At 41.9% G+C, this 13,780-nt stretch carries 12 protein-coding genes; 2 read left to right on the top strand and 10 right to left on the bottom strand.

The window, feature by feature from the left end; translation table 11 throughout:
- Positions 1-1,452 (top strand): MBG domain-containing protein (locus HC175_RS03325; RefSeq protein WP_168137065.1); only part of this gene is annotated, 1,452 nt, incomplete at its 5' end.
- A gap of 357 nt (positions 1,453-1,809) precedes the next feature.
- Here HC175_RS03325 and HC175_RS03320 read toward each other — a convergent pair.
- Positions 1,810-2,790 carry a YpdA family putative bacillithiol disulfide reductase gene (locus HC175_RS03320; protein ID WP_235942509.1) on the bottom strand — a complete coding sequence of 327 codons (981 nt, stop codon included), beginning with the start codon at positions 2,788-2,790 and terminating at the stop codon, positions 1,810-1,812.
- Positions 2,777-3,439 (bottom strand): ribulose-phosphate 3-epimerase, encoded by a 663-nt coding sequence (gene rpe, locus HC175_RS03315; protein ID WP_168137063.1) that lies wholly within the window; start codon positions 3,437-3,439, stop codon positions 2,777-2,779. The genes HC175_RS03320 and rpe overlap by 14 nt, the downstream gene beginning before the upstream one ends.
- 123 nt (positions 3,440-3,562) lie before the next feature.
- Between rpe and HC175_RS24590 the strand changes: the two genes are divergently transcribed.
- Positions 3,563-3,691, top strand: coding sequence for a hypothetical protein (locus HC175_RS24590; protein WP_262887213.1), 129 nt, complete (start codon positions 3,563-3,565; stop codon positions 3,689-3,691).
- A gap of 6 nt (positions 3,692-3,697) precedes the next feature.
- On the opposite strand, the gene HC175_RS03310 is transcribed toward HC175_RS24590, so the two are convergent.
- The 8 genes from HC175_RS03310 to fbaA form a co-directional block, all read right to left on the bottom strand.
- Positions 3,698-4,096: a BLUF domain-containing protein gene (locus tag HC175_RS03310; RefSeq protein ID WP_168137062.1), complete on the bottom strand. Its 399-nt coding sequence runs from the start codon at positions 4,094-4,096 to the stop codon at positions 3,698-3,700.
- 164 nt (positions 4,097-4,260) lie between these two features.
- Complete coding sequence (locus HC175_RS03305) at positions 4,261-5,124, bottom strand: sigma-70 family RNA polymerase sigma factor (RefSeq protein WP_011708302.1); 864 nt, start codon at positions 5,122-5,124, stop codon at positions 4,261-4,263.
- Positions 5,125-5,202: 78 nt separating this feature from the next.
- Positions 5,203-6,300, bottom strand: coding sequence for a PepSY-associated TM helix domain-containing protein (locus tag HC175_RS03300; protein WP_168137061.1), 1,098 nt, complete (start codon positions 6,298-6,300; stop codon positions 5,203-5,205).
- Between the two features lie 18 nt (positions 6,301-6,318).
- A complete protein-coding gene (locus HC175_RS03295) occupies positions 6,319-8,661 on the bottom strand; it encodes a TonB-dependent receptor (RefSeq protein WP_168137060.1) in 2,343 nt (780 codons plus the stop codon).
- Between the two features lie 171 nt (positions 8,662-8,832).
- The gene (locus HC175_RS03290) at positions 8,833-11,070 is read right to left on the bottom strand and encodes a polyribonucleotide nucleotidyltransferase (RefSeq protein ID WP_168137059.1); all 2,238 of its coding nucleotides are present in this window, start codon (positions 11,068-11,070) and stop codon (positions 8,833-8,835) included.
- A gap of 304 nt (positions 11,071-11,374) precedes the next feature.
- Positions 11,375-11,644, bottom strand: coding sequence for a 30S ribosomal protein S15 (rpsO, locus tag HC175_RS03285; protein WP_168137058.1), 270 nt, complete (start codon positions 11,642-11,644; stop codon positions 11,375-11,377).
- A gap of 126 nt (positions 11,645-11,770) precedes the next feature.
- Complete coding sequence (gene accD, locus HC175_RS03280) at positions 11,771-12,628, bottom strand: acetyl-CoA carboxylase, carboxyltransferase subunit beta (RefSeq protein ID WP_168137057.1); 858 nt, start codon at positions 12,626-12,628, stop codon at positions 11,771-11,773.
- A 65-nt stretch (positions 12,629-12,693) separates the two neighbouring features.
- Entirely contained in the window at positions 12,694-13,761 is a 1,068-nt protein-coding gene (gene fbaA, locus HC175_RS03275) for a class II fructose-bisphosphate aldolase (RefSeq protein WP_168137056.1), read from the bottom strand.
- Between the last annotated feature and the right edge of the window lie 19 nt (positions 13,762-13,780).

Genomic DNA, 13,780 nt, shown 5'->3' with positions numbered 1-13,780 from the left:
TCGCTTGACCGCGCAGCTGGAGAAACCGTTGCCGGAAGTCCTTATGCTATTGGCGTTGGAAACCTTTCGGCAGGCACAAACTACTCCATCGATTTCACTTCGGCTGATTTTGCCATTACTGCAAGGCCTATCACTATTACACCTGATGTAGGTCAGAGCAAATATTGCGGCCAAGACGATCCAGTTCTTACTTACACATCAAGCAAAGAATTAATAGCAGGTAATTCCTTTACAGGTTCATTAGGAAGAGAAGAAGGTGAGGGAGTTGGTTTCTATACCTATACGCTGGGAGATTTAAGTGCCGGGGACAATTATTCTCTAACCTTAGGAGCATCTGATAAATTTGAGATTAAAGGAGTAACCATCGATGCCAGTGCAAGTAGTACAGCTCAACCTTTAGGATCTACTAATTCGCCGCTAAGTGCATTGATTACAGATCAAAATGATAATCCTGTGTCTGATGCGTCAGTTACATTTTATGTTTACAACAGTGAAGGTAGTTTATTAGGAACAAAAATTTCTGATACTGGAAGCAATGGAGTTGCAGCAACTACTTTTGATGCAAGTTCTTTCGCAATTGGTGTATATGCCGTAAAAGCAGTTGCGGGTTCAGGATGTGCCGAATCCTTTGGATATTTAACAATTTACGACCCGAACTCTGATTTCGTCACAGGTGGTGGATGGATTAATTCTCCAGAAGGAGCTTATGTTGCCGATCCATCATTATCAGGAAAAGCTAATTTCGGATTTGTGGCTAAGTACAAAAAAGGAAGAGCTGATGTAGATGGAAATACTGAATTCCAATTTAAAGCAGGAGACTTCAACTTTAAAAGTAGTTTCCATAACAGTGGATCTTTAGTAGTTTCAGGCGCAAAAGCAACCTATCGTGGAGAAGGGACGGTAAATGGTACAGGCCAATATGGATTTATGGTGTCTGCATATGATGGTGCTATTAATGGTAGCAGCGGAGGAAGTGATAAATTCCGTATAAAAATCTGGAACATTTCAACGGGTAATGCCATGGTTTATGATAATAAGTATGGTGCCTTGGAAAATGCTGATATTTCAGGAGATTTAAATCTTCAATTAGGTGGGGGGTCTATTGTAATTCATCAAGCTAAGGGAGGTGGAAACCAAAAAGCTCAACAGGAAGCTACTGTTGTTCAGACGTTTGAGCCGGTGGTGGAGATCTTGACTTCCATGAGTATTGCGCCAAACCCGGTGAGAACAGAAGCCCTGGTGAGATTCAGCTTTGGTGCCGATGCTACGGCAGTGGTAGAAGTTTTTGACTTCAGTAACCGGAAAGTTGCTAACCTTTTCAATGGGAAAGTTAGTGCGAATCAGGGATATGAGGTGACCTTTAACAGAGACGGAATTCCAAGTGGTAGCTATTTCATAAAAGTTACTGCCAGCAACGGACAAACCTATACAAAACAAATTATAGTTGATTAACTGTTGGTGAATTAGAAAGGCAGAGAGCTCCGGAGAAATCCGGGGCTTTTTGTTTTTGCTGAAGTTAGAGTTTAGAAGTACGAGGTTAGAATTACAGTCATTGTAAATGTTAACTCATTACTACACTTAATTTTTATAGAAATGATAAACCAAAAAGGCTACATACAGGAAATATTGCAAATCAAGAGATTCCTCAGTCGCAAAAAGCTCCTTCGGAATGACAGCAGGAAATTTTGAAGTCGATTTTTGAAGTACGAAGGTAGACCTGGAAAATTACAATTTGCAAGCGCCAAATTCCAATTTAGAAATGCTAATAACAGCGAAAAGCCAAAAGCCAATAGCAACTGCCAAAAGCTCCTAACTGCTAACTATATTTTTGATAATCATTTTCGCATGCACTCGTGAGTTCTCAATGAACCACTTATGGGTTTCAGTGCCGCCGCAGATGACTCCCGCCAGGTAAATTCCCGGGACGTTAGATTCCATGGTCTCGGGATTGTATTGCGGGATCTTTCTTCCGTCATTTGATAAGCTGATGCCAAGTTGCTTCAGAAATTCAAAGTTCGGGCGGTATCCGGTGAGCAGAAGTATCCAATCATTTTCAAGTACCTGATCTCCTTCTTTGGAGGTGATCACCACTTCTCTTTCCTTTATCTCCTTAATTTCAGCATTAAAAACTGCTTTAATACTGCCTTCGTCAATACGATTGTCAATATCGGGTTTCACCCAGTATTTCACACGCTCGCCAATGGCCGGACCGCGGACTACCATAGTTACGTCTCCGCCCTTGCGGTAGATCTCAAGTGCCGCATCTACGGCCGAATTGCTCGCACCTACTACAATAGTTTTCTGAGTAGCATAAAAATGCGGATCTCCGTAGTAATGGGCTACTTTAGGAAGGTCTTCGCCTGGTACATTCAGGTAGTTTGGAATGTCATAAAAACCTGTGGCAATAATGACATTTCTGGAACTGTAAGTAGCTTTGGAAGTAGAAGTATGGTGAAATCCATTTTCAGAAGTTACCTTTTCTACCTTTTCAAAAAGGTGAATTTCAAGATGCTCTGAGGTGACGATCCGCCGATAATATTCCAGCGCCTCCTGTTTATGTGGTTTTGGATTTGTACTTATAAAAGGAATTTCATCGAGTTCCAGCTTTTCGGAAGTGGAAAAGAAGGTCATGTTTGAAGGATAATTGTACAAAGAATTTACCAGGGTACCCTTCTCTAAAATGAGATATTTTAAGCCTTTCTTTTTTGCCTCGAGGGCACAGGCTATTCCTATTGGGCCACCCCCAACAATGATCACATCGAATACTTCGCCTGACTTAGCTGTTGACAAGATCGCTGAGCTCTTTAATGGTTTGAGTAGGATTTTCTGCTTTAAAGACAAAACTGCCGGCCACAAGCACATCTGCCCCTGCGTCTACCAGCTGTGCAGCATTCTTATCGGTTACACCGCCATCTACCTCTATTAAGGTAGAGGCGCCATTGCGCTCTATAATCTGCTTCAGTTTTCGCACTTTTTGAAAGGTATTTTCTATAAAGCTCTGACCTCCAAATCCGGGATTGACACTCATCATGCATACCAGATCTATGTCTTTTATCACATCTTCCAACAAGTCTACAGAAGTATGTGGGTTGATGGCTACTCCGGCTTTCATCCCTTCAGCCTTAATGGCCTGTAAAGTTCTGTGAAGGTGCGTACAAGCTTCATAATGCACAGAAAGATTAGTGGCTCCCAAAGCTGCGAATTCCTTAATATACCTGTCAGGATCTACGATCATGAGGTGTACATCTATGGTTTTCTTTGCATGTTTTTGAATGGCCTGCAACACTGGCATTCCGTAGGAAATATTTGGAACAAAAACCCCGTCCATGATATCGATGTGAAACCAGTCGGCTTCACTGTTATTGATCATTTCCACATCCCGCTGAAGATTTCCGAAATCGGCAGCAAGTACTGAAGGGGCAATTAAATTCTTTTTCATGAAGCTGTTTTGAATTGCAAAAGTAACAAGAATATGCTAAACGACTTCCCTGGTGGCCAACGAATTCCTGTAGGAAGATTTTTGTATCTTTAAAAGAAACAACCGATCAAAAATGTTGAAACTATGGAAGTAGAAGCAAGAAGTAATAAAAGAAACTACGGAAAAATGGGATGTTTTATAGCGGTTTTCATATTCGTCATAATCATAATTCTCATTGCTACCGGCCTCATCAATTTTCCCTGGGATCAATAAACTCTCTTAGCAAAAATTACTGAGAATGTAGGTGACGGATTTTTGGATCTCTGGATCCAGCTTCTCTATTTGGGCTGCATAAAGATGCAGGTCATTTGAGGAATATGTTGCATCCAGACTTAGAAATTCATTTTCATATTGTTCAAACCTGGAGAAGGGGATCTTCTTTTTGAAGATGCAGATAAGATTATAATGTCTTGGATCCCTGGCGATCCTTTGATAAAGCTGCTCGACTTTTTCCTTTTTCCCTTCAAGCACCTGAAAAAAATTCCCGTTTGAAAACAGGAGAATTCCCGTTATTCTGTCACGGTTATTATTGATGCTGCTTTCTTTGAGGATTTGTTCTATGGTTTCCTGAGAAACATCTTGTTCTACTGTACTAACGTAGCACAAGCTATACTTCATGGTGAAAGAATTGATTACTGGTCCAAAATAGGTAAAATTTTAAGACCTTCCAAAAAGGGCATTTTTGAAAGCTTATAAAAAAGGTGAACCCCGGTAATCAGCCGGGGTTCTCATCAATCAATCAAAAAACGAACAGTAATCAACTGTTGCTTTGTTACCGGGTATTATCCCAGATATGTTTTAAGGATCTTGCTTCTGGAAGTGTGTTTCAGTCTTCTGATAGCCTTTTCCTTGATCTGTCTTACTCTTTCTCTTGTTAGATCAAAAGTCTCGCCAATTTCTTCGAGGGTCATAGGATGCTGATCTCCCAGACCAAAATAAAGACGAATTACATCGGCTTCTCTTGGTGTAAGCGTCTCAAGAGCACGCTCAATTTCTGTACGAAGAGATTCATGTAAAAGTTCCTTATCTGGGTTTGGAGATTCTCCAGAACGCAGTACATCATATAAATTTGAATCTTCACCTTCTACAAGAGGAGCATCCATGGATACGTGACGGCCAGAGTTTTTCATCGACTCCTTTACGTCATTAATGGTCATATCCAGCTCTTTTGCGATTTCCTCTGCACTTGGCGGACGCTCATGTGACTGCTCAAGGAAAGCAAAAGTTTTATTGATCTTGTTTATGGAACCGATCTTGTTCAACGGAAGTCGAACAATACGGGATTGCTCTGCCAAAGCCTGAAGTATAGACTGGCGAATCCACCAAACGGCATAGGATATGAATTTGAACCCACGGGTCTCATCAAATCTCTTTGCAGCCTTAATTAATCCTAAATTTCCTTCGTTTATAAGGTCGGGAAGGGTCAATCCCTGGTTTTGATATTGTTTTGCTACAGACACCACAAAACGAAGGTTCGCCTTCGTAAGCTTCTCCAAAGCACGGTCATCACCCGCTTTAATTCGTTGCGCCAACTCCACCTCTTCATCTGCGGTGATCAGGTCAACTTTACCAATTTCTTGCAAATACTTATCCAGCGAAGCAGTTTCACGATTTGTTACCTGCTTCGTAATTTTAAGTTGTCTCATCTAACGTCTCCTTGGATTTTAATTATGAATAACTCTTGTACTAGTTATACGTAAGAAGGGTTGGAAATGTTACAAGATTTAAAGATAATGAAATTTTTTTTTCTGTTTTAGCTTTTTTGAGGGTTTTCCTTTTCGCCAGATCAGAAAGCCGGTAATGGATAAAAAAGGTCCTGAAAGCCCGGTAAGACAGTACAGAAGCTTGGTCCAGATCCCGCCGTATTGTCCAAAATGCAGAGGAATGAGTGTACTGGAAAGCTGGGTTTTTAGATCTGCTTCCTGTACCCGGGTGACAGATTCAATTTCTCCCGATTCATAGCTGGCTCTTATGCCATTATAGAATTCTGAATAAAAGAAAGCATCATCGTCAAACAATCCGTAGACGGTAAGCTGAGCTTCGGGTTTTAATGGTAATCTTATATAGGTAGGAGTAAAATCGGGATATTCTTTTTCAATCTCGGTGAGTAAACTTTCCACCGAAGCACTAATTACTGGAGTATCTGGTGCAGCAGGTGGGTTGAGGCCCGAGGCGGCAACAGTCCAGGCGAGGAAGATCCCGGTGATCACCAGAACCAGGTTAAGCAGCAGCGCCCAGGTGCCAATAATTCTGTGCAGGGAGGAATAAAAAGTGCGCTTTGACTTCTTCAGTACAGGGGTCTTAAAAAGTAGAGTTTTGACCAGATTTTTTCGGTAGAGGTAAATTCCGGTGAGAAGGGAGAATAAAAAGATCAGCCCAATGATAAAAACCAGAATTCTTCCCACAGGTCCCGCATGGAAGGAGTAATGGAACTTCAGCAGCCAGCGTGTAAAAGTAGTCAGCTCGTTCACCTCCTTAATGATCTCTCCGGTAGACGGATGTACAAAAATGAACAATCTTTGGGTAGGCTTTCTCAGGTTGAAAATGAGGGCTTCATTTTCCTCGAAATGCATAAGCCGGGTATCCCAGGAAGGATATTGCTCCTGAACGGTTGCGATCCCACGATCAAGTTGTAATCCCGAATAATCATCCAGCTGAACATATTCACTCCACTGAAAATCTTCTATGTCATGCTGAAATACAAGGATAGCACCCGAAATTCCCATTAGAAACAGGAACAGCCCTGCAATAAGGCCGGCTATAGAATGATATTTTAGAATACTGCGATTTTTCATAAAAAAAGCAGCTATGGGTCCAACCATAGCTGCTGTTGTTTTCTATTAGAGATTCACCTTTAAAGACATGTTCAAGTGCGCTCCATTTCCTTTAATGTAGTTATCTGGTCGCGCGTCCCATTGAGAAATAGGAAGATAATAATCCTCGTTCAGGAGGTTTTGAACTCCAAGGCTCAACAGGGTATTGGCCGTTAAATTGTAATTTGCCGTAAGGCTCACAAGATTGAAGGCATCAACAGGGCCCTGGCCATAAACATAGGTGCCATTGGTTCTTGGATCAAACTTCTCTCTGTTACCACTGTAAATGTGAGACAATCTTAGATTAAGCTTGTTAACATTGTAGCTAAGGTAACTGGCTACCTTTACCGGGGGAATTCTGTCCCCGTTCATATAGGTGTCGTATTCTCCATTGTTGGCTGCATCGAGTTTCCCTTCTACATAAGAAACTGAGGTTCCAAAAGTGAGGTTTTCAAGCAGCCTTGTATCCAGCGCAACTTCATAACCATATACTTTTTCGGGCTGACGGGCAATTTGGAAAATTCCGTCCACCTCAAGGTAAGTTGCACCAAGTTCTGAGGTGCTTATGTAATATGCTCCGCTAAGCGAGGTGTTTCCGAAGTGACTGTTAAAACCGATCTCATAATTATTAGCGATCACAGCTTCAGAAGATATTTGCCCTACGGTATTGGCAGTTGCACTTCTTAAGGTACGTCCAAGATCAGCGATAGAAAAACTTTGAGAGAAACTTACAAAAGGCTTGAATTGTGCCCATCGGTTATATCTTAATCCCGCATTGAAAGTGGTGGCGTCATATTTAAGTTCCCCTCCTTCAACGGCAACATTCCCCTGGGCAGTTCCGCCATTTGGCATAATGAAAATGGTAGTATAATCTGGGATATCAATATTGATGTTCTCAAAACGAATACCCGCCTTTAATACGAAATCATTGTACAGGGTCTTAAGCTGTGCGTATGGCGCAAAGTTTTTCATATCTACTTCTGGCACCCACAACCTGCCATCTACAAGGTGTTGTGAGGTAACATCGTTCAGGATGTCAATTCCATAAAGAATATCTCCAGATACCTCTGATCCAAAAGCGTAAGGTGTTCTGAAATTAGCACGGATCCCTTTTTTATCTGACTCTATCATGGATTGCCCGCCTTCATAGCCGGTATCACTGTTAAAGAAGAAAGGGGAATACCCGTAAACGGTTTTGAAATCCTGAAAATATAAATTGGCATTGAGATCTGTATCTCCAAAAAGATTGAAGGAGTTATAGGTAAGCTGTCCGTTGTGATTGTACCTGTTTCCCTGGTCCACGCCCAGTTCTTCACCTATCACACCAATGGCCGGTCTTTCACCATACACACCTGGCTGATTAATGTATTCTGTATCCTGATTACTGCTGAAGTAGTTGTACATGAATTCTACCGCATTGTTATGATCTATGGCATAGTTGAGTTTTCCGAAGAAATTATACTGATTGGTTTCTCCCAGCCCATAAGAAGGAGAAATCACCTCCCCATTGGCATCTCTAAAAATTCCGGTCTGCCCGAAGCTGGCGTTGGCAACATAACCAAGGTCACCTGCCTGTCCTGCAAAAGTCTGGGACAGCTTTGAACTAAGACTGTGTTCAGGATTTACAAGAGAGATCCCGCTACTAAGTTCGGTGGTACTTTCGAATTTCTTGTAAGCCTTTGGAGTTTTGGTGATGTAGTTGATAATTCCACCATCTGCACCATTACCGTATATCGCGGTTGCACCTTTGATGATCTCGATACGTTCAATAACATTAGGATCTATGGTGTTAACATCGCGGCTCCCATTACGCAGGGGAGTGGATTGCGGAATTCCATCAATGAGAATCAGCATTTTCCTTCCTCTTAAGGTTTGGCCTGTGCTGCTTGTTTGACTGGTGCTGATTGCTAATCCCGGAACTTCATTCATGATATCGGCAATAGAGTTGCTGGTCAAACTGAGTCTTTCGATCTCCTTGGAACTCAATACTGAAACTGAAGAAGGAACTTCATCAAGAGTCTCGGTACGGCGGTTTGTCGTGATCACCACCTCATCAAGATTCTTAAGTTCTTCTTCAAGAACGATATTCAGGACCTTTTTTTGTCCTGCCGCAAGGCTGAATTTTTGAGTGGTGGAAACGTATCCCGGGGCGGTGACTTGGAGTGCATAATTTCCGGGGGTTAATGCTGAAAAATTGTAAGAACCATCTGCACCTGCAGTGCTGGTAATAGCTGAATTTTCAAAGCTTAGTGCTGCATAAGGCACCTCTTCATTCTGGGGACCTGTCACCTTACCCGAGAGGGAAGCTGTTTGTGCAGTTGCCAGTATACTAAAGAACATGAAACTGAGAAGGGGTAGAAATCTCATCATCGTATTTTTATTTGGATTGATTATAAATTAAGGGCAAATGTAGAATCAATCTAAATAAAAACAAAGGAAGCTGCAGGAATTATTTCCTGGAAACTTAAGCTGTTGAAGATGAGCAAAAAAAAAACGCCCTGCTGTGATAGGCAGGGCGTTTTTACAGTATAAATTCAGGTTTTAGTTCCTGTCATTTCTGTCATTTCTGTCCCGGTTTCCTCTAGAACGATCATCGCGGCCACGATTGTCACGTCTGCCACCATCACGGTTGTTATCCCGTTCTCTTGGAGGTCTTGGCGCGTAACCTTCTGGCTTCTCTAAAATGGCTTTTCTGGAAACTTTTGGTTTTCTTGTTTTTGGGTCAATTCCCAAATACTTAACCTCGAATTCGTCACCCATGTTTACAACATCACTAACGTTCTCGGTGCGTTCCCAGGCTAGTTCAGATACGTGAAGTAGCACCTCGTTTCCTTTGGCTTCGGCATATTCTACCACTGCACCAAAATCGAGCATCTTCACCACTTTCACCCGATATACTTTTCCGACTTCTGGCTTGAAGGTAATAGCTTTGATACGCTTCTTTACCTCATCGATCATTTCCTGGTTGACACCAAGGATCTCGATAACTCCCATTTCCTCAACCTCTTCAATAACAATGGTCGTACCTGTTTCCTTCTGCATTTCCTGGATCACTTTTCCACCAGGTCCAATAACGGCACCAATAAATTCACCAGGGATCTCCACTTTCTCCATTTTTGGAGCGTGAGCTTTTACGTTAGCTTTAGGTTCGGCGATAGTTTCGGTCAACTTGTCAAGGATATGTAGTCTTCCTGCTCTGGCTTGTTTAAGAGCCTTAACCAGGATTTCATAAGCCAGTCCTTTCACTTTAATATCCATCTGGCAGGCAGTGATCCCATCGGCCGTTCCGGTTACTTTAAAGTCCATGTCTCCAAGGTGATCTTCATCTCCAAGAATATCTGAAAGTACAGCGTAACGATCTCCATCAGAAATAAGTCCCATTGCAATTCCTGAAACAGGTTTCTTTAACTGAATACCTGCGTCCATCATTGCCATAGTTCCGGCACAAACAGTCGCCATAGACGAAGATCCGTTTGATTCAAGTACTTCCGAAACAACTCTTACAGTATAGGGACAATCTTCTGGGATCATACCTTTTAAAGCACGTTGAGCCAGGTTACCGTGTCCTATTTCTCTACGTGATGTTCCACGAATTGGGTAAGCTTCTCCTGTACTAAATGGAGGGAAATTATAATGTAAATAGAAAGTCTCCTCACCCTGGTGAGTAGGCATATCTATCATATTTGCTTCTCTGGAAGTTCCAAGAGTCACTGTGGCTAATGCCTGAGTTTCTCCCCTTGTAAAAATGGAAGAACCGTGTACAGATGGAAGATAATCGATCTCACACCAGATTGGACGGATCTCATCGGTTTTTCTGCCGTCAAGACGCAGCCCTTCAGCAAGGGTAAGTTCTCGTACGGCTTCTTTTTCTACTTTATTGAAGTAGGTCTTGATAAGATCTTTCTTCTCTTCAAGTTCTTCTTCAGAGAACATTGCCAGTACCTCATCCTTAACGGCTGAAAATGCATCGCTGCGCTCATGTTTGCTATGTGCTCCTTTAGCGATGTCATAAATTTTCTGATATGCAGTTTCGCGAACCTTGGCATAAAGATCTTCATCAGACTCTGCTACTGCATACGTTCTGGTTTCTTTTCTTCCGAAGGCGTCGGCAAGGCGATTTTGAGCTTCGATCTGTCCTTTGATCGCTTCATGAGCGAATTTGATAGCATCGGCCATTTCTTCCTCGCTGATCTCCTTCATTTCTCCTTCTACCATCATCACAGAATCTGCAGATGCACCAATGATCATATCGATATCAGATTCTGCCAGCTGGCTGCGGCTTGGGTTGATCACGAATTCTCCATTGATCCTTCCCACACGGGCTTCAGAAATTGCTGTTTCGAAAGGAATGTCTGAAAGCTGGATAGCGGCAGATGCTGCCAGTCCTGCAAGGGCATCGGGCATTACCTCCTCGTCATGAGACATCAGCTGGATCATCACCTGAGTTTCGTAACGATAGTCTGAAGGGAAAAGTGGACGCAATACGCGGTCTACAATTCTCATTACAAGAACTTCACCATCACTTGGACGGGCTTCTCTTTTGAAAAATCCACCAGGATATCTTCCTGCAGCTGCAAATTTTTCTCTGTAATCTACGGTTAGTGGAAAGAAGTCGGCTGTGCTTTTGTTGTAGTTAGATACTACGGTACAAAGCAACATTGCATCTCCCATTTGAACAACAACAGAACCGTGGGCCTGTTTTGCCAATTTTCCGGTCTCGAGGGAGATGGTCCTGCCGTCTCCAAGGTCGATAACCTCTTTAAATGTCTTTGGAATCATAAATTTTAATTCTACTCCTGCTCATTTGCAGGTTTGTTAAACAATGGTCTCCCGTTAAGTCTGAACGGGACAGTTGTGTTGTTGTTGTGGGTTGTGAAGACCAATGAAAAACTGCCTTTTGTTTCTCACTTAATGAGTTCAAAAAACATAAGTGACAAAAATGAGCTTTTATTACTGAATTTTTTCAGGTTAAAAATTACATAGATTTTTCAAGGGAAAAGAAAAATGAATACTAATTTTTTATAAAAGCTGCTTTAAAAGAAGAAATGGTATAAAAAAAGGGGCCGCAAGAGCCCCTTTTTAATTATTTTCTTAAACCTAATTCTTTAACAATAGCACGATATCTTGTGATATCCTTCTTTATTAAATAATCGAGCAGGCTTCTTCTCTTACCTACTAGTTTAACTAGTGACCGCTCTGTATTATAATCCTTACGGTTATTTTTTAAGTGCTGCGTCAAATGTTCGATACGGTGTGTGAACAATGCGATTTGCCCTTCAGCAGAACCAGTGTCGTTCTTCCCTTTCCCGTGTTTTGCAAAAAGTTCTTCTTTTGCTTCCTTATTCAAATACATTCCAATATTATTTTAAATGATTTTTATGTATTGGCAGTTTTTCTGCCAGGGCGCAAATATAATACAATATTAACTATTAGAAAGGCAATTTTGCACTTTTCTGATTAGCCCTCAAAAATGTCATTTTCAAGACCTTACCGGCTGATTAAGAATAAGGTCGATATAGAGATTTACCTTGTTCTTAAGCTCAGATCGTTTTGTGATAAAGTCAAGGAAACCATGTTCTTTCAGAAATTCTGCCGTCTGGAAATCTTCGGGCAGGTCTTTACCTGTAGTATCCTTTACCACACGAGGACCTGCAAAACCTATCAAAGCACCAGGTTCAGCAATATTGATATCACCTAACATAGCGAAAGATGCCGTGGTACCTCCAGTGGTAGGGTCTGTACACAGGGAGATGTAAGGTATTTTTGCATCTGCCAGTTGTGCCAGTTTAGCCGAAGTTTTTGCCAGCTGCATTAGGGAATAGGCTGCTTCCATCATTCTTGCACCACCAGATTTTGAAATGACCATAAGCGGAAGTTTGTTTTCAAGAGCATAATCGGCTGCGCGTGATATTTTCTCTCCAACTACAGATCCCATGGAACCTCCAATAAAGGCAAAATCCATACAGGCTACAACGAGGTCCTTGCCTTTTGATTTTCCAACGGCAGTGCGAACTGCATCCTTTAGACCGGTTTTTGCCTGAGCATCAGCTAACCTGTCGGTGTATTTCTTGGTGTCTTCAAATTCAAGTGGATCACGAGAGGTAAGATTTTTGTCCAGCTCTGTGTACTTGTTATCATCAAAAAGGATCTTGAAATATTCGTTGCTTCCAATTCGAACGTGGTAACCATCTTCGGGACTCACATAAAAATTTCTCTCCAGCTGCTCTGCATCAACGATCTTTCCGGTAGGGGACTTGTACCACAAACCTTTTGGCACGTCCTTTTTATCTTCGGTTGCAGTCTGTATTCCTTTTTGTGTTCTTCTAAACCAGGCCATATTGTAAGGGATTAAATAAGAAAGGCCGCAAAAATAGCATTTTTGAGGCCTGTTCTAAAATGGTTTTAAAGTGTGTTAATGTTATTAAGGTCTTCAAAGGCCTTTTTAAGTCGTGCTTTGAAAGTTAATTCGCCTTCACGCACCCACTTACGTGGATCGTAATGTTTTTTATTCGGAACATCGGCGCCTTCAGGATTCCCGATCTGTGATTTCAGGTATTCTCCCTTCTCGTTCATGTAGTCGCGAATTCCTTCCATATAGGCGTACTGAAGGTCTGTGTCAATGTTCATCTTGATGACTCCGTATCCAATAGCTTCTCTGATTTCTTCTACAGTTGAACCGCTTCCGCCGTGAAAGACAAAATCAATGGTATTTTTACCTACTCCGTATTTTTCAGAAATAAAATCCTGGGAATTTTTAAGGATCACCGGAGTGAGTTTTACATTTCCTGGTTTGTAGACGCCATGAACGTTTCCAAATGCTGCAGCTATGGTGAATTGATCACTTACCTGGCTCAGTTCTTCGTAAGCATAGGCAACTTCATCGGGCTGGGTGTACAGCTTTGAAGAATCAACATCTGTGTTATCCACGCCGTCTTCTTCTCCTCCTGTAACGCCAAGTTCAATTTCCAGGGTCATTCCCATTTTGCTCATTCGCTCCAGGTATTTTTTACAGGTCTGAATATTCTCTTCAAGAGGTTCTTCAGAAAGATCGAGCATATGAGAGCTGAAAAGTGGCTTTCCAAACTGCTCGTAATGTTTCTCACTCGCATCAAGCATTCCGTCAACCCAGCCGGTCAACTTTTTTGCACAATGGTCTGTGTGAAGAATTACAGTGGCACCGTAGGCCTCTGCGAGTTCATGTATATGTTTTGCACCTGCAACGGCTCCAGCTATTGCAGCTTTTTCATCTTTATTGGAAAGACCTTTACCTGCATTAAACTGCGCTCCACCGTTGGAAAACTGTATAATGACCGGAGAATTCAATCCGGCTGCTGTTTCAAGTACAGCATTGATCGTGCTTGATCCAATGACGTTAACTGCAGGAAGGGCAAAGTTCTTTTTCTTGGCATATGCAAAGATTTCCTGTACTTCTTTTCCTGTGGCTACGCCGGGTTTTATATTATGGCTCATATTATTGATGTTAGGGAAA

It is taken from the genome of Salinimicrobium oceani, assembly GCF_012037645.1.
Note: the sequence above shows the minus strand (reverse complement) of the source record. Positions and strands in the feature narration are given on the sequence as shown.

Coding starts and splice junctions, on each gene's coding strand:
- rpe (WP_168137063.1), bottom strand. CDS start 3,439: ATGAAAAAGAATTTAATTGCCCCTTCAGTACTTGCTGCCGATTTCGGA.
- HC175_RS03300 (WP_168137061.1), bottom strand. CDS start 6,300: ATGGTTGGACCCATAGCTGCTTTTTTTATGAAAAATCGCAGTATTCTA.
- HC175_RS03290 (WP_168137059.1), bottom strand. CDS start 11,070: ATGATTCCAAAGACATTTAAAGAGGTTATCGACCTTGGAGACGGCAGG.
- HC175_RS03310 (WP_168137062.1), bottom strand. CDS start 4,096: ATGAAGTATAGCTTGTGCTACGTTAGTACAGTAGAACAAGATGTTTCT.
- HC175_RS03305 (WP_011708302.1), bottom strand. CDS start 5,124: ATGAGACAACTTAAAATTACGAAGCAGGTAACAAATCGTGAAACTGCT.
- HC175_RS24590 (WP_262887213.1), top strand. CDS start 3,563: ATGGAAGTAGAAGCAAGAAGTAATAAAAGAAACTACGGAAAAATGGGA.
- fbaA (WP_168137056.1), bottom strand. CDS start 13,761: ATGAGCCATAATATAAAACCCGGCGTAGCCACAGGAAAAGAAGTACAG.
- accD (WP_168137057.1), bottom strand. CDS start 12,628: ATGGCCTGGTTTAGAAGAACACAAAAAGGAATACAGACTGCAACCGAA.
- HC175_RS03295 (WP_168137060.1), bottom strand. CDS start 8,661: ATGATGAGATTTCTACCCCTTCTCAGTTTCATGTTCTTTAGTATACTG.
- rpsO (WP_168137058.1), bottom strand. CDS start 11,644: ATGTATTTGAATAAGGAAGCAAAAGAAGAACTTTTTGCAAAACACGGG.